General features: G+C 40.8%; 21 protein-coding genes. 12 read left to right on the top strand and 9 right to left on the bottom strand.

The window, feature by feature from the left end:
• Positions 1-188: 188 nt before the first annotated feature.
• The 3 genes from AC57BQ_RS10440 to AC57BQ_RS10430 form a co-directional block, all read right to left on the bottom strand.
• Positions 189-1,274: a FecR family protein gene (locus AC57BQ_RS10440; RefSeq protein ID WP_496406221.1), complete on the bottom strand. Its 1,086-nt coding sequence runs from the start codon at positions 1,272-1,274 to the stop codon at positions 189-191.
• Between the two features lie 130 nt (positions 1,275-1,404).
• Positions 1,405-1,998, bottom strand: coding sequence for an RNA polymerase sigma factor (locus tag AC57BQ_RS10435; RefSeq protein WP_496406220.1), 594 nt, complete (start codon positions 1,996-1,998; stop codon positions 1,405-1,407).
• A gap of 203 nt (positions 1,999-2,201) precedes the next feature.
• On the bottom strand, positions 2,202-2,726 hold the full coding sequence (locus tag AC57BQ_RS10430) for a hypothetical protein (protein WP_496406219.1): 525 nt from the start codon (positions 2,724-2,726) through the stop codon (positions 2,202-2,204).
• Positions 2,727-2,897: 171 nt separating this feature from the next.
• On the opposite strand from AC57BQ_RS10430, the gene AC57BQ_RS10425 reads away from it, so the two are divergent.
• Positions 2,898-4,238, top strand: a complete 1,341-nt coding sequence (locus tag AC57BQ_RS10425; protein WP_496406218.1) for an FAD-binding protein — start codon at positions 2,898-2,900, stop codon at positions 4,236-4,238.
• A gap of 302 nt (positions 4,239-4,540) precedes the next feature.
• On the opposite strand, the gene AC57BQ_RS10420 is transcribed toward AC57BQ_RS10425, so the two are convergent.
• Together AC57BQ_RS10420 and AC57BQ_RS10415 are read right to left on the bottom strand one after the other, a co-directional pair.
• Entirely contained in the window at positions 4,541-5,281 is a 741-nt protein-coding gene (locus AC57BQ_RS10420) for a LytR/AlgR family response regulator transcription factor (protein ID WP_496406217.1), read from the bottom strand.
• 211 nt (positions 5,282-5,492) lie between these two features.
• On the bottom strand, positions 5,493-6,644 hold the full coding sequence (locus AC57BQ_RS10415; protein ID WP_496406216.1) for a sensor histidine kinase: 1,152 nt from the start codon (positions 6,642-6,644) through the stop codon (positions 5,493-5,495).
• 424 nt (positions 6,645-7,068) lie between these two features.
• Between AC57BQ_RS10415 and AC57BQ_RS10410 the strand changes: the two genes are divergently transcribed.
• Together AC57BQ_RS10410 and AC57BQ_RS10405 are read left to right on the top strand one after the other, a co-directional pair.
• Positions 7,069-9,537, top strand: coding sequence for a TonB-dependent receptor (locus tag AC57BQ_RS10410; RefSeq protein WP_496406215.1), 2,469 nt, complete (start codon positions 7,069-7,071; stop codon positions 9,535-9,537).
• A gap of 219 nt (positions 9,538-9,756) precedes the next feature.
• Entirely contained in the window at positions 9,757-10,083 is a 327-nt protein-coding gene (locus AC57BQ_RS10405) for a helix-turn-helix transcriptional regulator (protein ID WP_496406214.1), read from the top strand.
• A gap of 338 nt (positions 10,084-10,421) precedes the next feature.
• On the opposite strand, the gene AC57BQ_RS10400 is transcribed toward AC57BQ_RS10405, so the two are convergent.
• A complete protein-coding gene (locus tag AC57BQ_RS10400) occupies positions 10,422-10,916 on the bottom strand; it encodes an ester cyclase (RefSeq protein WP_496406213.1) in 495 nt (164 codons plus the stop codon).
• A gap of 325 nt (positions 10,917-11,241) precedes the next feature.
• On the opposite strand from AC57BQ_RS10400, the gene AC57BQ_RS10395 reads away from it, so the two are divergent.
• On the top strand, positions 11,242-12,192 hold the full coding sequence (locus AC57BQ_RS10395) for a DUF6268 family outer membrane beta-barrel protein (RefSeq protein WP_496406212.1): 951 nt from the start codon (positions 11,242-11,244) through the stop codon (positions 12,190-12,192).
• 364 nt (positions 12,193-12,556) lie between these two features.
• Here the strand turns inward: AC57BQ_RS10395 and AC57BQ_RS10390 are convergent, their stop codons facing one another.
• A complete protein-coding gene (locus AC57BQ_RS10390) occupies positions 12,557-12,949 on the bottom strand; it encodes a nuclear transport factor 2 family protein (protein WP_496406211.1) in 393 nt (130 codons plus the stop codon).
• 332 nt (positions 12,950-13,281) lie between these two features.
• Here AC57BQ_RS10390 and AC57BQ_RS10385 point away from each other — a divergent pair, with 332 nt between their 5' ends.
• Positions 13,282-13,872, top strand: coding sequence for an RNA polymerase sigma-70 factor (locus tag AC57BQ_RS10385; protein ID WP_496406210.1), 591 nt, complete (start codon positions 13,282-13,284; stop codon positions 13,870-13,872).
• A gap of 3 nt (positions 13,873-13,875) precedes the next feature.
• Here AC57BQ_RS10385 and AC57BQ_RS10380 read toward each other — a convergent pair whose 3' ends face one another.
• Both AC57BQ_RS10380 and AC57BQ_RS10375 read right to left on the bottom strand, forming a co-directional pair.
• A complete protein-coding gene (locus AC57BQ_RS10380; protein WP_496406209.1) occupies positions 13,876-15,108 on the bottom strand; it encodes an RNA polymerase sigma factor in 1,233 nt (410 codons plus the stop codon).
• A gap of 38 nt (positions 15,109-15,146) precedes the next feature.
• Positions 15,147-15,500 (bottom strand): YciI family protein, encoded by a 354-nt coding sequence (locus AC57BQ_RS10375; protein ID WP_496406208.1) that lies wholly within the window; start codon positions 15,498-15,500, stop codon positions 15,147-15,149.
• Positions 15,501-15,655: 155 nt separating this feature from the next.
• Here AC57BQ_RS10375 and AC57BQ_RS10370 point away from each other — a divergent pair, with 155 nt between their 5' ends.
• The 7 genes from AC57BQ_RS10370 to AC57BQ_RS10340 all read left to right on the top strand — a co-directional run bounded on the left by AC57BQ_RS10370 (position 15,656) and on the right by AC57BQ_RS10340 (position 26,172).
• Positions 15,656-16,861: a FecR family protein gene (locus tag AC57BQ_RS10370; RefSeq protein ID WP_496406207.1), complete on the top strand. Its 1,206-nt coding sequence runs from the start codon at positions 15,656-15,658 to the stop codon at positions 16,859-16,861.
• Positions 16,862-17,126: 265 nt separating this feature from the next.
• The gene (locus tag AC57BQ_RS10365; protein WP_496406206.1) at positions 17,127-19,991 is read left to right on the top strand and encodes a TonB-dependent receptor domain-containing protein; all 2,865 of its coding nucleotides are present in this window, start codon (positions 17,127-17,129) and stop codon (positions 19,989-19,991) included.
• Positions 19,992-20,002: 11 nt separating this feature from the next.
• Entirely contained in the window at positions 20,003-21,154 is a 1,152-nt protein-coding gene (locus AC57BQ_RS10360) for a hypothetical protein (RefSeq protein WP_496406205.1), read from the top strand.
• Between the two features lie 141 nt (positions 21,155-21,295).
• Positions 21,296-22,756, top strand: coding sequence for a DNA/RNA non-specific endonuclease (locus AC57BQ_RS10355; protein ID WP_496406204.1), 1,461 nt, complete (start codon positions 21,296-21,298; stop codon positions 22,754-22,756).
• Positions 22,757-22,915: 159 nt separating this feature from the next.
• Positions 22,916-24,085 (top strand): glycosyltransferase family 87 protein, encoded by a 1,170-nt coding sequence (locus AC57BQ_RS10350; RefSeq protein WP_496406203.1) that lies wholly within the window; start codon positions 22,916-22,918, stop codon positions 24,083-24,085.
• A 313-nt stretch (positions 24,086-24,398) separates the two neighbouring features.
• On the top strand, positions 24,399-25,376 hold the full coding sequence (locus AC57BQ_RS10345) for a glycosyltransferase family 2 protein (protein ID WP_496406202.1): 978 nt from the start codon (positions 24,399-24,401) through the stop codon (positions 25,374-25,376).
• Complete coding sequence (locus AC57BQ_RS10340) at positions 25,357-26,172, top strand: polysaccharide deacetylase family protein (protein WP_496406201.1); 816 nt, start codon at positions 25,357-25,359, stop codon at positions 26,170-26,172. The genes AC57BQ_RS10345 and AC57BQ_RS10340 overlap by 20 nt, the downstream gene beginning before the upstream one ends.
• The last annotated feature ends 5 nt before the right edge of the window (positions 26,173-26,177 follow it).

The following is a 26,177-nucleotide window of genomic DNA, read 5'->3' as shown; positions in this document are numbered from 1 at the left end:
GTTAATGATTCGTTAATAACTTGACAAAAAAGCCCCGCTCAACCTTGTTAAAGGTTACAGTAAATGAGTTTCGATCATTTGTGGGGCTAAACATTTGGACCGGCAATACCGCAAATATTGCCGGTTTGTTTTTTGGGTGGAGTTAAGTACTTTTTTCTCTCATCATATTAAATAGGTTTAATAATAGGTTAATTGGTTGGTATAGGGTTTGGGTTTTGACCGATGATAATTATACGGCCATCGGTGAATTCGCAGTTGGCATTAATAGCCTTGCATATGAGTTTAACTTTTTCGTCCAGTGGTCTGTCTGAAATAGATACAGTAAGGCTGATGTTTCCCAGTTTAGCCTTATCATATTCAATATTTACATCGTAATCCTTATTTATCCGGTCAATAACCGCGGATAGGGGGGCATTGTCAAATGTGAATTCTTTTTGTGCTATCTCTTTTGAGAGGCTTAATGGCACTGTGAGTGTTTCTTTCTTAAAGCTTAGTTGTTTTTCGGCGTAAGTTACTTGCTCATTAGGGGTTAAGATAACCTCATATTGATGCTTACCTGCTTTTGTTGTGGCTTTTTGATTGTACACCAATACTCTGCCGGTGTTTACCACTACCTTAAAATCCTGGTTGTTATGCATGCTTTTTACCGTAAAGCTAGTGCCTAATACCCGCACTACCATATCATGGCTATGTACCAGGAAAGGCATTTGAGGGTTTTTATGCACCTCAAAAAAGGCTTCACCATCTAAGAAAACCTCCCTTTTATCATGAAATGATCGCAAGTACCTTAGTCCCGAACCGGGTTTTAAAACCGCAAGACTACCATCGCTCATTTGCACCAGTTTTGAGTTCGGAGTATGATTAATCACTTGTAAAAAAGGATCGGACTGGGAGGGACGAGCCTGACGGGTATTATTCTTAAAAAAGAGGAAGCCTGCACTGGCAACCAATACAACCGTAGCCGCAACGCGGAACCAACCAGTTTGATAAAACCGTGGTCTGATTACGTCTGATTCATCCAGCTCAAGAGCTTGTTGCCGGATATGGCTTATCATGGAGTTTATCTCGGCATCTGTCAATTCATCTTTCAGCGGGTTAACCCGGATAGATAATATGATAGCGCGCGCCTGGTCAACGATCTTTTTCCGGCCGGGGTTTTCCATAAGCCATTGCTCCCAGAATACCTGGTGTGCCGACTGGTTTTTTAAAACCCAGTCAATAAAAAAATCGTCATGCAAAAAGTCTTCGACTTCGTAATTCGTATAGTTGGTCACCTGGAACTGATTTCAATTGGTTATTACCATATATATTCCGAATGCGCCGAATATTACCCTCCTGACGGGTAAAAAAATGGAAGTTTTTGGTAGATTGATTATAACCGTCTGATAAACAGTTGTATAATTTTTACAAATTGAGGCTCGAAAAAGCGATCATCAGGATAACCCACTCCGCTCTGAAGTTTTTATAAGCCTTTTGCAGCAGGTTATGAACCGATTGTTTACTGATCTCCATGATCTGCGAAATGTTATCAAAATCAAGGTTCTCGTAAAAACGGAGGTACATGATCTCGCGCTGACGGGTAGGCAGGGTGTTTAATATCTGTTGTATCCTGGAGCTTAAGGTTTTTGTTTCCAGGTCGGTTATCATTTTTGATTCGATATTGAATTCAACCAGGAACTCATAACTATCATCAAGTGCCTCACTTCGGTTCCATTTAGATTGTTCGCGGAATATCCGCAGGCGCACGGCTTTAAACAGATACCATTTCACGGCCGGGGTCGGACTAATCCGCAGCCTTCTGTTCCATAGCTCCAGGAACACATCCTGAATGCAATCTTTCAAAAAATCCTTATCCTGGTAAATGCGATAGCCGTAGTTAAAAAGTGGTTTGGAGTATTTTTGTATAAGCTGGGTATAGGCCACTTCATCGCCATCCCTAAACAGATCCCAAAGTTCAGAATCATCTATAGTAATCAGCTTATCGTTATAGGGCCCCATTTTGGTTATACTTTCATAACAGCCTATTCAACATACACAGTCCAGTTTAAATTGAATATGGTAAAATAAAGTCAAAGTTATTCAAAAGTTAATTAACCCTAAGGCTTTGGCGGTTAAACGCGTAAAAAAATGTTCAAACAAATAAAAAGCCCTCAGAAAACAATCCAAGGGCCTTTTAAAAATAGGTAATATTTAATTATAACTTAATGAGTTGGCTCACCGGCAGATAACAGGATGCCTTCATGCGCATTCTCCACGCCATTGGCAAAACCGTTTTGATTGATGAACATCTTTTCATTCTCGATCATAAAGTGGGCTCCATCAACCTTAAAATTACCTTTAATGGTTAATACCGCATCTGGGTGTTGTACGCCTATCTCGTTAACAATATGACTGCCTAAACCATGAAATTCGTGTTCATTTAGCTGGTAAACATCTAAAACAGGTTCATGATGACCGGTTTGAAACACCCAAACCCGATTAACCTCACTTTCAACGTGAACAGATGAAGGCCCGCTCTCCAGCCGGTTACCACTTATTTTGATGACCTCGCCGGATAAAGAAGTAATGTTGGCATCAATAACGAGCGAACGGTCTTCCGAGCCCCGTTGATGGTTATAAAATGAAAGTACCTTTAAAAATTCGGTGTTTTTATCACCGTCTGTGTAAGTCAGGGTATTTTGGCGGCTTAAAAATATGCTGGTGCCAAAAATAAATGCGTGTTTCATAACGGTATTAATTGTTTGGTTTAATTGATTATTTATTAAAGCATTATACCTGCAAAATGTTTTTAATAATGAATAAATATCATGGATTCTCAAGAGGTTAAAAAAACACCCCGGATTGAAATTTTATTGATTCTTAATTTTTAGTGTTACATTGTAATAACCTATTGCATTATGAAAAGAAAAACATTTATTCAATTAAGCACCACCTTAATGGCTACACCGTTATTGTCATCGTTAGAGGGTTGGGCCCAGGCCCCACGATTAAAAAACTGGGCCGGTAACCTTACCTTCAGCACCGATCATGTGTTCTACCCCAAATCGGTTCAGGAGGTTCAGCAACTGGTTAAAACGCATACCAAACTTAAGGTCTTGGGCACAAGACATTGTTTTAATACCATTGCCGATAGTAAAGACAACCTGCTCTCCACCAAAGAGCTGAACAAGGTTATCAGTCTCGATAAAAAAGCCCATACCGTTACGGTTGAAGGCGGTATCAAATACGGCGAACTGGCCCCATACCTGCATAAAGAAGGTTTCGCCCTCAATAACCTGGCCTCCTTACCACATATTTCGGTAGCGGGATCTATCACCACGGCCACGCATGGCTCCGGTGTTAAAAATGGCAATCTTTCCAGCGCGGTTACCGCCCTGGAAATTGTAAAGGCTGATGGCAGCATCGTTCATCTGTCCAAAGCCGTGGATGCCGAAAAACTGAACGCGGCTGTGGTTGGCCTGGGTGCTCTGGGCGTCATTACCAAAGTAACCTTGCAGGTGGAACCAACCTTTATGATGCAGCAGCGGGTATTTACCCAAATGCCTATGGCACAGGTAAAGCAAAACTTTGAAAAAATAGTGTCTGCCGGCTACAGCGTTAGTTTATTTACCGACTGGCAGCATGACAGCATCAACGAGGTCTGGATAAAAAGCCGCATCGGTACCGATAAAGATCATAACGGCCCCGAGTTTTATGGCGCTAAAGCCGCTACAAAAAATGTACACCCCATCATCGCGCTTTCTGCCGAAAACTGTACCGAACAAATGGGGGTACCCGGACCCTGGTATGAGCGTCTGCCGCACTTTAAGATGGGTTTTACACCCAGCAGCGGTAAAGAGCTGCAATCGGAGTATTTTGTGCCGATCCATCACGCTGTAGAAGCCATAACCGCCATAGCGCGTTTGGGTAAACAAATAGGGCCGCATTTGTTCATCACCGAGATCCGTACCATTGCCGCCGATCAATTATGGATGAGCCCATGCCATAATCAAACCTCGGTTACCATTCACTTTACCTGGAAACAGGAAACAGCTGCCGTATTAAAACTATTGCCGCTGATTGAAAAAGAACTTTCGCTATTTAACGCGCGCCCGCATTGGGGCAAAATATTTACCATGGCGCCCAAAGTACTGGAATCGCGCTATGAAAAACTGAACGATTTTAAAAAGCTGGTTGCTGAGTATGATCCGAAAGGAAAGTTCAGGAATGATTTTTTGAGTAAGGAGATATATGGGTAGGTGTGGTTGATGCTAACAAAGGGGTGTCAGCTGAGCCCGTCGAAGCATGGTGGGCAGGCCTCTGCGCGCGACCCTTCGACGGTCTCAGGGTGACAGCCCCTCATGCAGTCGCTCGGCTCCAGCCGAGTGACGATTATTTACAGGCCTCTGGCCTGCGAAACAAATATAATCTTGCTTTTTACAGCGGCCGGAGGCCGGGTAATAACGGTCACTCGGCTGGAGCCGAGCGACTGCGCTGTCCAGGTAGGGACTCTGCACACGACTCTTCGACAAGCTCAGGGTGACAGGCCAATTTAATATCCTCAAGACAGTTTGATTTTATCCCACAGCTTACACTCCACCACCTGGGCTATTACCTGCTCGCGGTAATTGCGGCTGATGGGGATGCGGTGGGTTTGGATAAAGATCTCGTTGCCTTCCAATCCCTCTATTTTACTGATGGACACGATGTATGATTTATGCACGCGGATAAATGCGCGGCTATCCAGATTCTGCTCCAGGTTTTTGAGGTTCAGCAGTGTCATATATTTGCCTTTTACCGTGTAAATGCTCACGTAGTTTTGCATGCCCTCTACATACAGGATATCGTCGAAATAGATCTTTTCGTATTTATTACCGCATTTGATGAAGAAATAGTCGGCATCAGGTTCCTCTTTTTGAATACCACTTTGGGCCGATTGGGCTAGCAGCCGGTGATAATCCTTAGCTTTATTGGCTGATTTAAAGAAACGATCAAACGTAACCGGTTTCAATAAATAATCAAGCACATTAAGCTGAAACCCTTCCAACGCGTAACTGGGGTAGGCCGTGGTAATGATAACCATGGGCGGATTCTGCACGATCTTTAAAAAATCGATGCCATTCATTTTGGGCATCTGTATATCCAGGAATATCAGGTCCACCGGGTACTCATCCAGCAGTTTCATCAGTGCGATCGGGTTTTCGCAGGTTCCTGTCAACTGCAAAAAATCAACCTCCCTTACATAATTAGCCAGGCCTTCCCGTGCCAGTGGTTCATCGTCAATAATTACACAGTTGATCATCTTTGATTTTTTGGATTAAGGATTTTTGGAACAAGGAGCAAGGATACTTGTCATTCATGATTTTACTTTTTATTCTTTGCTTCAAAAATCCTTGCTCTTCTTATCCTTCCTCTATCTGTCCTTGCTCTTTGTTCCTTTTATTCTTGCTCTATCAGTCCTTATTCCTTGCTCTACCTATCCTTGTTCCAAAAGTCCTTGCTCTTTGTTCTTTCTATCTTTGTTCCAATAACCCTTGTTCTTTGCTCCAAAAGTCCTTGTTCTCAAATCCCAGTTCACTCAGTTTTAAGCGTAGTTTAACCTCAAAACAATTGTTGCTATGCTGTATATTCAGTTCGTGCTGGCCGGGGTAAACCAGGTCGAGCCGGCGCTGTACATTTTTTAAACCAATGCCGCCATAAGTCACCGCTTCGTTTGCTTCGTCGGGCGATGTGCTGTTGGTGATCAGCAGGTCCAGTTGCCCTTCGTTGGTGCTCAGTTTTATACTGATCCAATTGGGGCTATCACTATGTTTGGATACATGTTTAAAAGCATTCTCCACAAAGGTCATGAGTATAAAAGGCGCTATGCCCAAATATTCGGTACAGGGTTGTTCAACTTCAAATATCACCTCCACATTGTTATTCTGGCGGAGTTTTTCCAGCTCGATAAAATTTTTCAGGTAGGTGATCTCCTTGTCGAGTGAGATCTGCTGATCGTTACACTCATAAAGCTGGTACCGTAGCAGGCCCGAAAATTTAGCCAGCGAATCGGAAGCCATATCCGGGTTTTTGTGGATGAGGAAAAAGATGGAATTGATGCTGTTGAACAGGAAGTGCGGATTAAACTGATATTTTAAAAATTTGAGCTCCGTTTCCAGCTTTTCCTTTTCCATGATCTGTTGTTTCCGCTGGGCCTGGATCCAGTTTTTGGTGAGCTTGATGCTCATGGCCAGCGTCATACTGGCCAAAGTAGATGGGAGCGAGGTGTTATAAAAATGGAAAAAGCTGCCGGCTTCGGGCCCAAACATCTTTTGTATGGTACAATGAGCCAGAAGGGCGCTTAAATAATAGCCTGTATTGATCAGCGACGAAGCACAGGCAATCGTTATAATCAGGTAAATGATGTACTCGGTAAGCTTATTTTTTTCCAGGTAACGGGGTATCAGGAAATACAGGTTAAAATATACTGCGAGCGCCTGAAAGATTACATAGGAAAAGATCTTGACGGTATAAGCCGAAAAAAACATGGAGTGAGCGGCTGCCAAAGCATCGCCAACGGCAATCGTATACCAAAAATAATTATATACGCACCAAAAAGGAATGTGGTACAGCTTGTATTTAAACAACCAGTTCTGGCTTAATTTATTGGTTGTTAATGTGCTCATTTATAGACTTATTGTCGGATTATATCTAAAGTATTAGTGACCAAAACTCAACCCTGTCATTTCGAACGATAGTGAGAAATCTTCTGCTGCGTGCAGTGTTCGTCTTGTATAGTTGTAGAAGATTTCTCCTCGTTCCTCGTTCGAAATGACATTTGCTTTTTAAGTCTTCCGAGAGGCAAATCGCTAAATGTCTTAAAGCTACGCAATTGTTATTATTATATGCAGCCTTGATACATGAACGCCATCAATTAATTGACCACCTACGTCACATAATGTATAAGCGGTAAATCAGGCACCATAATCATGATTTTTATCGCTTTTATCCGGTTTTGTGTAGTTCATCAATTATAAATGGCTGCTGGTCATTCTCGTTTTTCTCTTACCTGTCACGGCCATTCCTTTGAACCGGATAAATAAACTGGTCATGAAAACGAAAACCCTCTGTTTAAATATATTAGCCCTTCTTCTGTTGCAAAACGCTTTTGGGCAGATAAGCGGCAAGCTTGTTGCAGCCGATGGCAAGCCGCTCGTGTTTGCCAATGTATCGCTACTTAAAGCCGCGGGTACGTCCGTAGTAAAAAATGCGCAGACCAATGCCAGGGGGATTTATCGCATAGAAAATATTGCAGCAGGGACTTATAAACTCCGGCTCAGCAGCGTTGGTTACCAAACCTGGGATTCTCCTGTTTTTGAGATCAACTCTCGCTCTGCCAATAAAGATCTCGGTACTACCGTGATGCAGGAAAGTACCCGGCAATTAGGAGAGGTAGTGGTAAGGGCCAGTAAACCGCTGTACCAGCAGCGTCCGGATGGCATGGTGGTGAATGTAGAAAGCAGTTTAATGACCAAAGGAAGCAGCGCCCTGCAGGTTTTGGAGCGATCGCTAGGGGTGGTTATCGATCATCGCAACAACAGCATCAATTTAAATGGTAAAGGCGGGGTAATGGTGATGATGGATGGTAAACTGGTGCGTATGCCGATGGATCAGGTGGTGAATATGCTCAGCGGAATGAGCGCTGCCAATATCGAAAAAATAGAATTGCTCAGTACCCCGCCGGCCGGTTACGATGCCGAAGGCAGCGCCGGGATCATTAACATCGTAACCAAAAAGAATAAGAAACAGGGTACCAATGGCTCATTTTCTGCAACAGGCGGTTATGGCTGGGGCGAAAAGGGCATGGCCAGTCTGAACCTGGCACACAATACAAAAACTGTAAATTTATACGGCGCGTACACCTTTTCGCACGACAGAACCTATACCGACCTGTTTATCACCAGCAGTCAGAATATGCCTTTTTTGGGTGGCGACGTTGCAGTTATTTTTGATAGCCACGCCAAACGTGTGCAGAACGATCATAATGCCAATATAGGGGCCGATATAAAACTCAATACAAAAACCACCCTGAGCGGTAACCTCACCTATAATACCAGCAGTGCAGCCCTTATAACTACAAATCACGCAGGCTATAATGTATTGCCCGATTCTTTACTGACTTATGATGGCTTGAACACTTCGCAAAACCGCTGGAACAACCTGGTGAGCTCGATCAGTATCGACAGGCAAATAAACACCAACGATAAGATCAGCTTTGCTGCGGATTATATTTATTATCATAATGATAACCCATCGCAGGTGCAAACCTCCTTTGTTAATAAGCATGGTGAGGTGGCGGGGACTAACGATAGTTTAAACTCACCGCAGCAACGAGGTTTTGCTGCTACAACTATCAAAGTAGGGGTAGCCAAGGTAGATTACACCAAGCAGCTGAATCCTAAGCTGAAACTGGAAACAGGTATTAAGGGAACTTATACCACCAGCTCCAGTTCATCGGGCCTGGAAAGCCTGCTGGATAATACCTGGGTTAAAAGAACAGAATCGGCCAATGAGATCTATATGAAAGAGGGGATCGGGGCGGCCTATGCATCGTTCAACTCACAGATAACGCCCTCTATGAGTTTGACCGTAGGGGCAAGGTACGAGTATTCCTACACGGATATGACCGATCCTAACACGGGTAAAAGCCTGGTTAACCGCAAACTGGGCGTACTGTTCCCCACTATATTATTTTCGAAAAAACTAAATGAGAACGCCGAACTGCAATTGTCCTATAGCAAACGGATCAGTCGGCCTACTTATAACGACCTGGCATCGTACGTTGGCTACAGCGACCCTACAGCGGTGTATACCGGCAATCCTTTCCTAAAACCAACCATCACCAATAATATTAAACTGGGCTATAATTACCGTGATTATTCGTTCTCCCTGCTCTACAGTCGCGACGATAACCCCATAGCACGATACCAGCTCAGTACAGGTCCGTCAAAAGACCTGCTCTACATATCACCCCAAAATCTGAGTTATCAAAACAACTTCACTTTTCAGGCAAACCTGCCCTTTAAGGTAAGTAACTGGTGGGACATGACCTACAGTTTTACAGGCGGATTGAGCCGGTTTAAAGGAAGCGGCTATTCGGCATTTCCGTTCCAGAAAAGTTATTTTATTTATACGTTCAACTTTAATGAATCATTTAAATTACCCAAAAAGTATTCATTGGAGCTTTCGGGCTGGTACAATTCGCAATGGTACAACGGTACAACAAGGATAAACGGTCTGGGCTCCCTGAACGCGGGTATAAAAAAGGAGTTAAATAATAATGGCGGGAGTTTCCAGCTTTCTGTAGCCGATATTTTAAGGAGCATACGGGTGCATGTTTATTATGGCACATTAACGCAGGAACCTTTTAATATTAAGAGTTATGTAGATGTGCGCACAGAATCAAGCAAGTTCCCTATCATCAAACTAACCTATTCCAAATCATTCGGCAGCACCCGTGCAAGCGGCCAGGCTAAACAGACTACCGGTGACGAAAGAGACAGGCTGAGGAAAGATTAATATTGGATTTTGGGACTTTAGGACTGTTGGACTTTTAGAGCAAGGACTGGGAGAGCAAAGAGCAAGGACTTTTGAAGTAAGGAACAAAAAGTAAAACATAAGTGATAAGAAATCCTTGTTCCTAAAGTCCTAAAGTCCTAAAGTCCTAAAGTCCTAAAGTCCTACTGACATACTGCTGTCACGACACTGTACCAGTTTTGTATAGAAACACAAAACGAAATGAACAGGACAGACAGGCTATTGGAGGTGCTGGCCGTTTTACAAACCCAAAAGGTTGTAACGGTTGATTATTTGAAAGAAAAATTCCATATCAGTACCCGTACGCTATATCGTGACATCCAATTGCTTACCGAATTAAGAATAACCGTACAATATGAAAACGAAAAAGGTTGTTTTATTCTGAAAGGCTACCGTAGTCCTGTACCTGAAACACCGGTCCGGATCAAGGATATTGGGCAGGTTTCCCAAAGCATTATTTTGATACCCGATCATTTGAAGAATGATGTATTGGCCTTACTGTCGGCCAGTAAAGATGAGATAAAATAGGGGCTGCCTGTCTTGGTTTTGTCCCTGAATTTTCGTATTTTTACCATAAGTAACGGCCTGGTTTTCTGATAAAAAAGAGAACCGGGCCGTTTTGTTAAAGGAAAATACAACCCAAAAATCGATTGTTTTGTATTGAAATATTTGATTGTCAATTATTTAATACTTTTTAAACCTTTCAAAACTGCTCAAAATCGTGTTAAAATTTGTTAAAAAGTGTTAAAATCGATGGTTTTAAATGAATTTTAAGCCCTTTTTACCCCGTTTTTGAGCAGAAAAGTGTTAAAATTTAAGGTTTAAAAAGTTTTTGAAAGGGGAAATGTTAAAATGATAGCCCTGTATTATCTGACTACACCCAACTGCTTCATCATGGTCAGCTCGTCTGTCACTCTCCAGTGTTCTGTGATCTTTCCATTTTCAATTTTTTCAATGTTGATCTGGTTAACCTCAATATGCTTTCCGGTAGGGGCTATGCCGAACAAGGTGCCTGTTTGGGTGCCGGTCATGATTACACGTGTAACCGCCCTGTCCTGAGTTACGATGATGTCCTTTATTTCATAATGCAGATCGGGAAATCCGGTACGTATGGCCATAATTATAGGTTTTAACCCGGCAGGACCTTTTGGCGGATTAGAGGTCGACGGGGTGTGATTGATATAATTTTCGCTTAAAATGCTGTCCAGTACATCCAAATGGCCTTTATTCCAGGCCTCGTTAAAATAAGTCTGGATAATCTGTTTATTCCTGTCCTCCCCCGTATGATTAGGCACAGTGGGGGTCTGTGTACAGGCCGCGAACAGCAATGGTAGTAGTATTAAAAATCTATGCTTTTTCATCGCTTATCTAATGAAATACAAAAGAACAAACTACTGTCAGAAAATTTATGAATGTAGTTTCATGGTTTTCTGATAGCTGCTTTAATCATCAAAATGTCATTTGCCGAAAATAATTTAAATACAGGCTAAGGGTAAAGCAGATTTAGCCTGACTGTATCTCAGAATAATTTTCATAACGAGTAAGGGTAAATGAGCCTGAGCGTGTTTCAAGAGAAATATTAATAAAAACAATAATGCTAAGCTGTATACAAGGGAGGATCCACCTGGTAGCCAGTTGGCAAACAAATTATCAAATTATCAAAAAAATAACCCCACACAACAACTCATGAAAACAAAGATCTTGTCTTTAATTGCGATAGTTTCAGTTTCATTCGCGCTATCAGCACAGGCACAGCAAAGTACACCGGTAGAAGAAGGTGTAGCAGCACCAATAAAGTCGGTCCCGAATTTAGGTTCATTTCAAGCCGATTATACTTATTCTCCCTTTAAAATCGACGGTAAGGATATGAATATACAGCAAGTGAACGGAAACCTGACCTTACCCATATACAGCAAAATGCAAAACGGAAAAGTTGATTTTTTCCTGGCAGGAGTAGGGTACAGTGGTTTGTTCCTGTCTGGTATGGGCAATCAATTTGGTGCCAATAACTTTCACTCATTTTCAGTTCCCCTTACTTTTCAAAAAGCATTTTCGCCCAAATATGCCTTGCTCATTTCGGCTGTGCCAACATTATCTTCTGATCTCAAAGACATCTCAGGCGATGATATGCAGTATACCGGCGTGGCTATGTTAAAGATCAGATCATCAGCTAAATTCACCTATTCATTGGGCGTAGTCTATTCTAAACAGTTCTTTGGTTCGGTACTTGTCCCGGTATTTGGTATCGACTGGAATATTTCCGACAAACTAAGCTTATCAGGAACACTACCGGTTTCTGAAAAATTGAATTATAAATTATCCCCAAAAAGCAACCTTGGCTTCAGCGGCGATTTTGGCATCGGTGGTGGCACTTATCGTTTATCAAAAAAGATGAACTCAGATTATTTCCAGGCGCAACAATTTAAAGCCTCTTTATACTACAATTATATGCTGGCCAAGAACTTCTCAGTAGAAGTAAGCGCGGGATATAATGTCGTCCAAAAGCTTGATCTGTATGATAAAGATCAAAAAGTTAACTGGGTGCCGTTTAACAACCTGGATAAACGGGGGGCTCCTTTAACAGAATTAAAGAAAACAGGCGTGGCCGTTTCAACCGGGATTAACTACAGGTTTTAAAATAATCCTTTCGTACCGTACAATTTATTCTCCTAAAAACAAAGTAATGATGGTTAAACAGACATATGCACCAACGATGACAGATACCATGGTAGAGGTTTTTAAAACAAATGTTCAAAACGCAAATCAGTCAGTTAAGCTTATCCGTAAGCTAAGTCAACACATTCCCGGTGTCTTGATAAATTTTGATCTGGAAGATTGTGATTGTGTTTTACGGATTGAGGGAGAGCATATCCCCGTGCCTAGGGTCATCAAATTGATGAATAATAACGGGTATTATTGCGAGCTTTTATAGGTAGATCAGTTATTCATAAAAAAATCCACCTGATTGCTTCGGGTGGATTTTATAGCTTAACGTTGATGATCAATGACGTGAGCCCAGGTCGCCATCCTTGGGATCGCCGCTGATCTGACGGGTTAGTTCGTTACAATAGTTTATCTGCCCATTCTGAATGTGAAATTCAGCTATCACGTGAACTTCACCCGTGCTACCTTCTTTAGTAGTCACCCTCACCCGGTGATTGGTGAAAACAATATCATTATCCTGGGCTATGGTATCAAAAGTTACAGACATGGATGTTATAGCTTCCTTAACTACTTTGATGTGTTTGATAAATTCGCTGAAGTGCAGTGTTTTACCATCTACCTGTTGTACATAATCTGTACTGAAATAACGCTTTATGATGGCTTCATCATAGCCTGGGTTTTCAAAAATGTTTTGAAATAACTCTCTTATTAGCTTTTTATGATCTTTCATTTATTTGCTGTTTTAATGATGCAAAACAACAGCAAAAGTCTGCATGAAAAAATAGATGATGGTCGGGAACTATTGGACTATTTGGGGTGATTTTAACAGGATTCGCCGAAATACACAGATATCGTTGGAATTTATTAATTGTAATGACGAGTGTGGATCTCTGATTATTAAATTTTCTCTTGGATTTGCAACTGAAAAGTTACGGTAATAACACTATTTATTAACCCGGATTTAACTTAAATTGAACACGTAAAGTTCAACTTTGAACCGGGTATTTATGACGCGTTGGAAATGACGTGTGTAATGCTCAAACTTATTTCTGAAACGGATAGATGAGCATTGTAAAAGGAATATTTACGCACAAAAGTGAGTCGGACAGGTCAATTGAACAAATAGACCTGGATGTTCTTTTTAAAGAGCATTACGACAGGCTGGTATATTTTTCTTTTCAGTTGGTTAAGGATAAAGATCAGGCTGAAGACCTTGTTCAGGATGCCTTTATAAAATATTGGAATCACCGTGAAACGGTAATGCAGGACGGAATAGCTATCAAGAACTTTCTATACAGTACTGTGCGTAATGCAAGCCTTAACAGCATCAGGCATCATAAAGTAGTAGAGGGTTATATACAATACTATGGAAATGCCGAACCGGAAGAACCACCTGTAATTGAGGCCATGATCACGGCCGAGGCGATGGCCGAGATCCATGCCGCTGTTCATGCACTGCCGGATAGTTACAGATCCATATCTATCATGGGTTATTTTGATGGTAAAAAGAACCAGGAAATTGCCGATGAACTAAATATGTCTATCAATACTGTAAAAAAACAAAAGCAAAGAGCTTTGGAACTGCTCCGGGTAAAACTCTCGCCCGAATTATTTACCTGGTTTGCATTAGCCGTGCTTACCTTCAAGAAATAAATATTATTGCCGTAGCTGATCAAGCTTCTTTTGGATTACCTGCTTATCGGCTGGTGTACGGGCTATGTACAAAGCTGTTTTAAAATTACTTTGTGCCTTATCGTTATCAATGCCGGTATAAAGTTCACCCAGTAGGGTAAAATAAAATTGGTTATCGGGTAACTTTAGTTTTTCGGCTTCTACAATCGCTTCGGCTTTGCCGTTAGCTTTTGACAAGGCGAATGTACGGTTCAGCGCTGCAATGGGTGAATAAGCTATCTGTAGTAAACGATTGTATAATTGCAGTACATTTTCCCACTTTTCTTTTGTATCGGTCTTTTGAGTGCTCCAATAAGCTATACTAGCTTCGATGTGGTATTTGGAAAGAACATTCCCGGTTGTAGCGCATTTTAAAAAATAGGCACCCTTACTGATCAGGTCTGCATTCCAAAGACTAACGTCTTGGTCGTCATACAAAATATGCTCGCCATTCTTACTCAGGCGGGCCTCAAAACGGGAAGCATGAAAACACATGAGTGATAGCAGGGCGTTTACCGGTGGTTTGTTGGTGCTGTTGTTTTCTATCAGCATATGGCATAAACGCATCGCTTCAAAGCACAGGTCTTTACGTAAGGTTTGGTTCTGGCTAACGGAATAATAACCTTCGCTAAATAACAGGTATATGGTTGTTAATACATTCTCTAGCCGCTCGTCAATTTCAGCGGGACTGGGGAGCTCAATTTTTAGTTTTTCGTTCCTGATCTTTTCTTTAGCCCTGAATAGGCGCTTGTTAATGGTTTCTTTGTTAGTCAAAAAAGCCTCGGCAATTTCATCAATCCCAAAACCGCAAAGGATACGGAGTGACAGGCCAATTTGCGCCTCTGGCGATATAGCAGGATGGCAAATAGCAAACATCATTTGCAATTGACTATCGTTGATGTTTTGGGGCGAGAGGTCGATGTCCAGCTCCTGAAATTCGGAAGAGCTGGTTTTTACCTCGGGCGATACCTTGCTTTCAAAAACGGTATTCCGCTGCAGGTGATTTTTGGCTTTGTTTTTAGCCACATTGTAAAGCCAGGCGGTAGGGTTGGGCGGAACGCCATTAAAACTCCAGGTTTGTGCCGCAGCTAGAAAAGTGTCGCTGGTAATATCTTCGGCTGTTTCCATTTGGTCGAATCCAAAACGACGACAAAGCACGGATACTATTTTCCGGTATTCAGTTCTGAACAGATGGGGTATGAGATCCTGTTTTTCCATGGTAAAAATCCCCCCTGTAGTTAATACAGGGGGATAACTTAATGTACACCGTCGCGCCGGGCAATTTTGCGCACCTCAACACTGTTGCCCTCACCCATTAATACGGGGCAGCCTTTGGCAAACCCAACGGCTTCTTCAACAGAATCGGCTTTTACAATAATATATCCTCCAATGGTTTCCTTGATCTCGCCAAAAGGGCCATTAGTAACTACATTGTTGTGCCAAACTACTTTGGCGTCATCAAAAGGTAAACCGGTGCCGCTGCTAAATTTATTTTGTGCCGCGATGCCACCTATCCAATCCATAGTTTGTTTCATCCAGACTTCGATCTGCTCAGGTGAAGCTACTTTAGTACCATCCTCATGCCTGAAAATTAAAATGAACTCGTCCATTATTTCAAATTTTAATTGTTAATAAATATATGAATTACACCCTCATATCAAGTGAGATAGGATGAATTGGACAGCTTGAAGAAAAAAAGTAATTTTTTTTATATCTCCTTTATCCTTTTTGAAAACGAAGGTGTCTTTATATACGAAAAGGAAATATGAATAATTACCAACCCTATTTTGATTTGGGCAAGCTGATAGCGAAATACCTGCGAAAAGAGCTTACCGAACAAGAACAAGACCAACTGGAGCAATGGCTTCAAGCAGATACGCGCAACCAGGAATTATTCAAAAAATTAACTGATCAAACTATAATTGATTCAGAACTTGAGACTTTTGAAACCAACAATAAAGATAAAGCCTGGAAAAATATTGTAAAGAAAACGGGGTTTAAAAGCACCACCCGTAAAAGTGCTGCCAGTAAACCATGGCCTGCGTATGCCGCGGCTATAGTTATATTGATAGCCTTGGGTGTTACGTTAACCAGGTACCGTAATACTTCCGGCGAACAAAAGATGACTGCTAAATCGCAGAGAGATCTCTTGCCAGGAAGTAATAAAGCCATTTTGACGCTGGCTGATGGATCAAAGGTTATCCTGGATGATGCCAAACGCGGGAAAATAGCCAGCCAGCAAAATGTTGTTATTACAAAAGATCAAAGTGGGGAGGTGGTTTACCAGGCTGCCGAAACTAGTCAAACTGAGGACTTGCCGCCTGTTGAAAAAAATGTAATGAACACGTTGGCCACGCCACGTGGCGGGCAGTACCAAATTGTTTTACCCGATGGTACCCGGGTTTGGTTAAACTCAGCCTCGTCTTTAAAATATCCTACAACATTCGCTGGTAATGAGCGTAGGGTTGAGTTAAACGGAGAAGCTTATTTTGAAGTTAGCAAAGACCCCAGCAAACCTTTTTATGTAAAAACCGCGACTCAAACTGTTACGGTTTTGGGTACGCATTTCAATATCAACAGCTATGCCGATGAGATTGCTGCCAAAACAACACTGCTTGAAGGCAGCGTAAGGATTACCGGTAACACCAATGGAGCCACCGCTAAACTTAAACCAGGGGAGCAGGCTGTAAACACTATAACCACGATTGATGTAAAAGAAAATGCAGATATAGACGAAGCTGTGGCCTGGAAAAACGGCAAGTTTCTTTTCCGCAATACCGATCTGCATACCATTATGCGCCAGTTATCAAGGTGGTATGATGTAGATGTAGAATATCAGGGTAATGTGGCACAAAAGCATTATCGGGGCCGTATTTCACGGAACGTTCCGGTTTCAGAGATATTTCAGATACTAAAAACAAGCGGCATAAACTTCACAATTGACGGGAGGAAGATTATAGTAAGATCATAAAGCCTGATAACGGTAGCCGGCAAGGTCGGTTAACCGGGTTTGGCCCATAAAAAAGCCGGAAAGTGTTGCGAGCACCTCCGGCCAGGTATCGGGCTGACAATTTAAAATCATATTGACTAATACATTTTTACTAAACAACCCAAACAAAAGTATGGATTTTTCTACATTTCCTGCGCCCGTATGTGAAGGCACGCGGGTAAATAAAATTAATAAGATTACCAATTGTTTTTCCCGGATAGATCCGGCCACAAAAAGGAAATTTATTATGCGGATCAAACTTATCACAGCTTTACTTTTTGCCGTATGCCTTCATTTGAGCGCTGCAAGCTTTAGTCAAAGCATTACGCTTACCGAGAAAAATGCAAGCCTCGAAAGCGTTTTAAATAAAATAGAGCAGCAAAGCGGCTATGATATTTTTATGCAGACTGAACTGCTTGCCGGCAGTAATAAGGTGTCTATAGATATGAAGGCTCAGCCTTTAGCAAAGGTGCTTGAAAAGGTATTTAAAGGCCAGCCTATTACTTATGCCATCGTTGGTCATACCATTGTGGTTAAAGCCAAAACTTCAGGCAAACCGGTATCTGCAGCTGATCAGGCTATGTTAGCATCAGTGTATAGCGGTAAGGTAGTTGATGCCGATACTAAAGAGCCACTTATCGGTGCCTCTGTTGGTGTAAAAGGCGGAGGCAAAGCCACCTCAACCGGGCTTAATGGCGATTTTAAGTTGAAATTAGGTGATGATGATGTCAAAACATTGGTGATATCCTATATTGGATACGTTACGCAAGAAGTTGAGCTTAACGGCAAAAATGACCTGGGTGTAATTTTGCTGAAATCCAGCGCCAATGCCATGAAAGAAGTTGTGGTAACAGGCGATCTTGCCATCGACCGCAAAACGCCAATAGCCGTATCAACCATCAATCAGCAGTTTATTGAAGAAAAATTAGGTGGTCGTGATATTCCACAGCTGTTGCAAAGTACGCCGGGTGTAATGGCTACTGCCCAGGGCGGTGGTTATGGCGACTCACGTATCAGCATACGTGGTTTTTCAAGCGGTTCAAAAAAAGGTAACGTAGCACTAACCATTAATGGTATCCCTGTTAATGATATGGAAAACGGTTCTATCTTTTGGTCAAACTGGTCGGGGCTTACTGATGTAACTAACTCTGTACAGGTACAGCGTGGCTTAGGTGCTTCAAAAATTATTGTTCCGTCATTTGGTGGTACCATTAATATCACCACTCGTACAACCGATGCCGAAAAGGGCGGATATATTTCGCAGACTATAGGTACCAACAATTACGAAAAAACAGCAGTACTGGTATCAACCGGTTTAAATGCTAATGGCTGGGCTGCTACTTTTCAGGGCAGCAGAACTAAAGGTGATGGCTATGCTGATGGATTGAACTTTTTAGGTTATAACTATTTCTTTAACCTATCAAAAGTATTAAGTCCAAGCCAAACCTTATCGTTTACGGCAATGGGTGCAACTCAAACCCACGGCCAAAGACCCGAAAGTCCGCTTTACTCCACAAGCCTTGGTAATTATACTCAAGCGCCACAGGGAGTCAAATGGAACTATGATCTGAGCGTTAAAGATGGTAAACAAGTAAATCCATATAATAACTTTTTCAGCAAGCCTGTATTTTCATTAAACCATAACTGGTCTATCAATGAAAAATCAAGCCTGTCCACTGTATTGTATGCTACTTATGGTACAGGAGGTGGTGGCGCAATAGGGGGGACAAATACTGTTCCACCAAGAGTGGGTAACTTATATTCACCCTTTGATTTGGATGCAGTACAAAAAACAAATGCAGCCAGTGTAGATGGCTCCGCAGCAACCTATTTATATGCTTCACATAATGATCATGCCTGGTATGGTTTAAGAAGTACTTATACTACTACATTAGGGCAATATTTAAACCTTTCTGCTGGTCTTGATTTAAGATATTACAAAGGTACCCACTACGAAGAAGTTAAAGATCTGTTAGGTGCTGATTATGTGTATAACCCTTATGTTGCTGGCACCCAACCCGGTGGCAGTACGGGCGATATCAATAACCCCAATCATCGTGCGGTAGTTGGTGATAAAATAGCTTACTATAATAAGGATTATGTAATGTCTGGCGGTGCGTATGCCCAGGCAGAGTATATTAAAAACGATTTCTCGGCATTTGTAACCCTGTCTGGTTCTGGAACCGGTGATAAGAGGGTTGACTTATACAACTATCTGAACAGCGACCCGGCACAATCAAGCCGTTATGTGAACTTTTTAAGTTATCAGGCCAAAGCTGGGGCAAACTACAACCTGAATGATCAGATGAATGTGTTTGCCAATATTGGTTACATCACTAAGCCACCATATTTTGATAACGTATTCCAAAAATTCACCAACTCTATTAACCCAAACTCTGTTGATGAAAAATTATTCAGTTATGAATTAGGTTATCAGTTTAAAACATCTGGTTTTGTGGCCAAGGTTAACCTTTACCGCAGTTTGTATAAAGATGAGTCATTCAGTGTTCCTATCCCAGATCCACTAACTAATCAAATTTATACCGCGAACGTTGCTGGTGTAAACGAAATGCACCAGGGGGCCGAACTGGAGTTAAGCTACCAGCCTATTAAAGCGATCATATTGCATGGCATGTTCTCTTATGGAGATTGGTATTATACCAAAAACGCAGGTCCGGCAACTGTATTTAATAGCCAAAATGTAGCTCTTCCTTCTGTAAAAGAGGTATTCATCAAAGGAATTAAAGTAGGGGATGCGGCACAAACTACAGCTGCATTTGGTTTGGATATTAAAGTTTTACCTGAATTAAAACTAGGAACAAATTATTACTTCTATGGTAATTATTACTCGAGTTTCAACTTTGTTAATATTACTAAAGAAGGGGTACAGCCATACAAATTGCCAAATTATTCTTTATGGGATCTTAACGCTTCTTTTAAATTTAAGATCGCCGGCTTAGATGCCACATTGAATGGTAACGTAAACAACCTGTTAAATACCAAATATATATCAGATGCGTACGATGCCGCCGCCACAGGTGTGCCTGCAAATTTGAGTGTATACTACGGTCTGCTCAGAACATTTACTACCGGTATAAAAGTTAAATTTTAAAAAGAAACTTCATGAAAAAGATATATAGTTTAGTTGCTTTTATTGCTGTAGTATTATCAGCTTGTCAAAAGCAGCCCATTATACCCAATGCCAATCTGCAACATACCCCTTCGCTAACACTTACTTTAACTAATGCAGATTATAAGCTCTTGAATGATACATCCGCATATGCATATAAGTCAAGCGCTTTTTTGTCAGATGCTGATGCAAAATTGAATATTCCAATAATATTAGCTGCCAAATATCCGCTGGTAGATGATAAATCAAAAGCAGTAGTGACTTTTGCAATAGGAACGCCTACAATTAAGTTAGTTGATAGTACTTATAAAAACGTAGCATATACACTTACCAATGCCGATTATTTGTTGTTGCCGGGTAATAAATATACCGATTTTAGTGCAGCACAGATCCTTTCCTGGCTACCTTACAAATACCCAAGTCCGGCGGCTAATCAATTAGCAGTATTGACCTTCAACTACTATGCTGGTACCACAACTGTACAAACATTTTCATATTTATATTTAAATGGCGCCTGGCAACAAATATATATGTTTACCCCCGCTCAGTATGCCTCAGTTGGTCATGGAAGCTATAATCAGTTTACCTCGGCCGACGATGCCAGTATAACCTCATATATCAATGTGATATTGAAAGCCGACCTTGCAGTTGCGGCTGTGGCTAAAGTTGGAGATGTTAAATATGTAAGCTTTAACTATTATGTTAGCAGCAGTAAGTCGACTTATCAAAGAGTTTTGCCACTTGCATTTGATGGAACAAATTGGATTACCAAATCCACAAATGAATCGTTATCGTTTGCCAGAACCGGTGGTAAATGGGTTGTTAATAGTGACATAAATTACACCCTTGTAAAAGACGATTACACTTACATAGGTACGCAAACAAAGGCGGGCAGTGATGCTGCAAGAGCTAACGTTGCACAATATCCTGATTTTAATATCAGCGCACCAACAGATGCCACTTACTGGAGCGATAGTGACCTCAATGCGGCATTGACAGCGGTTTTAGTAAATAAATTTAAAGCAACCGCTAGTGCAGGTCAAAAATATAATATTACGTATACCGTGTACAGCTTTGGAAAAACTTCAAATGTGTCCAAAACTTTTGTATACGATGGATCTAACTTTTCGATCTCTACTCAATAAATCTTTTTAGTTAAATCGGGAGCCTTGCTGGGGCATGGCTCCCGATTCTTTTCTCATTAAACTTTATCACTTTAAGAATACTCGCGTAGGCCTGTTGGTCATCGCTATGCATTGCTATTTATCTATCACAAAAAACAAATTATGATGAAAATTCAAAACTTACTGCTCGGTTTTGCTTTGGTGTTGACCATGGCAAGTTGTTCAAAAAAATCAACAGACACGCCGCCCACCAACCCGGGGGATACAACGGTAGTTAAACCACCTCCTGTAGTTCCGTCTTACAGTATTACCGAAACTTTTGAGCAAGGAAAGAAAGCCGCCTATGCCGCGGCCGATGTAACTTTACTTACCGGCAGCTGGAATTTTAACGATGCTGTTTTAGGCACCCTGGCTGCTGATGTAAAAGACGGCCTCTGGGCTGTGCGCCTGCGTGCGGGTGATATTGCCATGAATTTTGATATCAGTGGTCTTAATACCTTGTATATTAAACATGCTAAATATGGTTCAGATCCGGCTTCTGTCTGGCAACTGTTAATGTCTACCGATGGAGGTAAAACCTATACCCAGGTAGGCACCGATATCAATGAGAACAATACTACACTGGTTACCGATTCTTTTAAAGTAAGCGTAACAGGTAAAGTACGTTTTGAAATTAAAAGGAGCGGCACAGGTACCAACCGTGTTAACATTGACGATATTACCTTTAAAGGAAAGGGCGATCCTGGCATTGTTGTAGGTACACCCGATGATGGTGGCGATGACGGTGGTGGTTCGCCAACAGCACCTGCATCTACACCAAGAGATGTAACGGCAGGTACAGACGCTCCGCCAACAACTGGCGACAACAGCGATCTGCTTTTTGGTAATCCTTCAAACGCGCAAAGCAGTACCTCCTCAATGGATAACTATCTTGTCGATCAGAAATATTACACAGAATCATACAACGCTACCAAAGGTGAACCGAATTGGGTTAGCTGGCATTTGGATGCTACTAATATCACTGGAGCTTCAGACCGTTTAAATAATTTTGCAGCATGGGCAAGTTTACCGGCAAACTGGTACGTGGTTAATGATAATGCCTATTCCGGAAGTGGGTTTGACAGAGGACATAATTGCCCTTCGGCTGATCGTACAAGTTCGGCTAATGCTAACTCTGCTACATTCCTGATGACCAATATGATACCGCAGGCACCGCAGAATAATCAGAAAACCTGGGCCAATCTGGAAAATTATCTGCGCGAGCAGGTAGTTTTAGGTAACGAAGTATACATTATTATGGGTAGTTATGGTACAGGCGGTACAGGCTCAAACGGATCGGCAACTACCGTAAATAATGGTCATGTTAATGTACCAAGTAATGTATGGAAAGTGGCGGTTATTATACCTGTTGGTGATAATGACCTTGGCCGTGTAACCAGCTCAACAAGGGTTATTGCTGTAAATACACCTAATATTAACACCACCAATAGCGATTGGACAAAATACATTGTAACCGTGAAAGATATAGAGCTGGCAACGGGTTATACCTTATTGTCAAGCCTACCTGCCAATGTACGGGCGGCACTGGAAGTTAAACTTGACTCCGGAACTCCAGGATCCTGATACTTACTGAATATAAAAAAAAGCCACTCATTACGAGTGGCTTTTTTTATGGGCTTGTAATTTTCAAATTGGTAATCAACCTTTAACCTATACCAACCTAAAGATAAAATACTACCAAAGGGCTTGTTTTGTATATTCGCTTTTAAATACCCCTATTACATGTATAAAATAACCAGGCTTATTTATAATAAGCCCCTTGTATTTTCTTTATGGTTTGGTTTAAGTTTCCTCATCGTTCTTAAAGGAATCCTCACTCATCAAATATTTAATAACTATCTGGTTTTTAAATATAATTTTATCAATACCATCCACCAACATCATCTTTACACCTATCAGCCAGAGCATTTTAACGATTTGAATCATTATGGCCCGGTATTTTCAATAATCATTGCACCGTTTGCATTAATGCCCGATAGTATTGGTGTTTTAATGTGGGTAATGTTTAATGCTTTTATACTATTTAAAGCCATACAATTACTACCGATTAAAGAAAATCAGTATGTTGTTATTTTGTTGATTTGTGCACATGAGTTAATGACGGCTTCGGCCAATGTTCAAAGTAATCCCATGATAGCCGGATTGATTATTTTGAGTTTTAGTTTTATCAAAAAGAAACAAGATTTTTGGGCTGCTTTAATGATAGCCCTCGGAACGTTTGTAAAACTTTACGGAATAGTTGGACTTGCATTCTTTTTCTTTTCCGAAAATAAATTAAAGTTTATTGGAAGTCTTCTTTTCTGGTCTGTGATATTATTTATACTACCCATGTTTATTTCATCACCAGCCTTCATTATTCAAACTTATCATGATTGGTACGATGATCTTGTAGCCAAAAATCTCAGTAATCAGAGTTCTTTGTTACAGGAAATATGTGTAATGGGCTTGATCAGGAAAATACTTAATTATCCCGGATTAAAAAACATATATGTTATAGCGCCGGCCATAGTGCTCTTCGCACTTTCTTATTTAAGGTTAAAAAACTTTAAAGCGGTGCAGTATCAACTACTTATCCTGTCCTCTGCTTTGATCTTTGCCGTGATTTTCAGCAGTTCATCGGAATCATCAACTTATATTATTGCTTTTACCGGAGTAGCCATCTGGTATATGAATTTAAACAGGCCAGTTACCAGGTACGAAGTGTTTTTATTGATTTTTGCCCTTGTTATAACCAGTCTTTCCCCATCCGATCTGTTTCCACGATATATCAGGATGGAGTATATTGTACCTTATAAACTTAAAGCTCTGCCATGCTTTCTGATCTGGCTAAAGATTATCTACGAAACCTTAACCCGAGATTTTTCTAAGCAAGAACAGCTTAAAGCTATATAAGCTATTGGCGTTATGACATATCCGCACACCGGGAATGTTAATATGTTTACAATTCTATGGCTAATTCTAAATTATTTTATAATTAAATCATCATTAATTATTTATTTTTGTAACACTAAAGTTACATTAACTGAGAAGTATTTCCTTTTTATAAGTGTGTAAAAATTTTTATTACGATGAGGTTGTAACGTTGTAGTTTAATTCTTCGTATCATGTTTGTTACATAAGGATAGATTGAAAAGTTATAAAAATAAACCTGACCAATATAATATTTAGTTACCTATCACAATTTAAATCCCCTATTAGGAATAACATGACATTCGTTATAAAAAAGAAAATATCGGTAATTATACCATCCTATAATGAAGAAAAAAATATAAGTTTTTTAATCGAACAGGTCAACGAGACACTGAGTCATACCAATTATGATTATGAATTGATTTTTGTTGACGACGGCAGCAGTGACAATACTTTAAATGAAATAAAATTTAATACACAACTGCATGCCAATGTTTTTTACATAGAACTTTCAAAAAACTTTGGGAAAGATCATGCTCTTAAAGCAGGTATTGCTATGGCCCAGGGCGATGCCGTGATAACTATGGATGCCGATATGCAGCATCCCCCGCATTTAATATTGAAAATGTTGAAATATTGGGAAAACGGGTATGACATTATTTACACCTATCGGCAAAACAGTAATCCACACGCGAAAGGTTATCAGAAAGCAACATCAAAACTTTTTTATAAAGGCATAAATATGCTCTCAGATATTAAACTGGAAAATGGCACCGCCGATTTCAGGTTGATGGATGAAAAAGTTGTAAAACAGCTAAAGCTTATTGATGAATATGAGATATTTTTCAGAGGGATAGTCAAATGGGCCGGCTATAAGCAAATAGGCATCCCTTATACACCATCTAAAAGACATACCGGCGAAGCCAGTTATTCATTCTTTAAACTGGTTAAGCTTGCAGTTGGTAGTATTATGGCTTTTAGTGCCCGTCCTTTATATTTAGTTACCGGTATTGGTTTGTTTTTTTCGGTGATGGCTATATTATACATTCCTTATGTATTGTTTAGTTACTTTGCCGGATATGCTGTTTCTGGATGGGCTTCGGTATTAGCTACAATAGCTTTTTTTGGCGGTTTGCAATTGTTGGTACTGGGTATAATAGGCGTATATGTAGGTAAAATATTTATGCAGTCAAAACATCGTCCTAATTATATCATTCGTTCCACAAATCTTCTGACTATAAAAAACATTAATAATGATTTTATTGGGGTTTGATGTGGAGGAATTTGATTTGCCATTGGAATATGGCCGGTCAATATCTTTTGATGAACAATTGTCGATCTCAACAAATGGCACAAATTCAATTTTGGAATTGCTGAGATCGACAAATATAAAAGCCACTTTTTTCTGTACAGCTAACTATGCACTTCACAAACCTGATATGATCTCCAAAATTGTGAATGAGGGGCATGAAATAGCATCACATGGTTACTATCATTCTGATTTTAAACCAGAGCACCTAAAGCAATCAAAAGAGGTGTTGGAGGATATTTCGGGTACGGAGGTGACCGGTTTTCGGATGGCGAGGATGATGCCTGTGGATGAGATCGAAATTAAGAAAGCCGGATATGCTTACAATTCATCTATTAATCCAACTTGGCTGCCGGGCCGTTATAATAATTTTAATAAACCCCGCATCTGGTTTTATGAAGATGGTGTTTTACAAATCCCCGCTTCGGTATCACCATTAGTTCGTTTCCCGCTTTTTTGGTTAAGTTTTCACAACTTATCCCTATCACTGATTAAATGGATCAGCTTGGCTGCTCATCGCAAAGACGGATATCTGAACCTTTATTTCCATCCCTGGGAGTTTACCGATCTGCATGATAAAGAGAAATATGGCCTCCCAGGTTATATAGCCAGAAATTCAGGAGAGCCGTTTATATCCCGGATAAAAAATTTTATTGAATGGGCACAATCAAAAGGGCTTGAGTTTTCAAGAACCGGCGACTTCGCCTCTTCGATAATGGAAAAGGATGCAGTTATAAAAAAGTTAGCACCTGTTCAATAATACCC

Source organism: Mucilaginibacter sp. BGA-UO-ETr-C110 (assembly GCF_059567985.1).
Note: the sequence above shows the minus strand (reverse complement) of the source record. Positions and strands in the feature narration are given on the sequence as shown.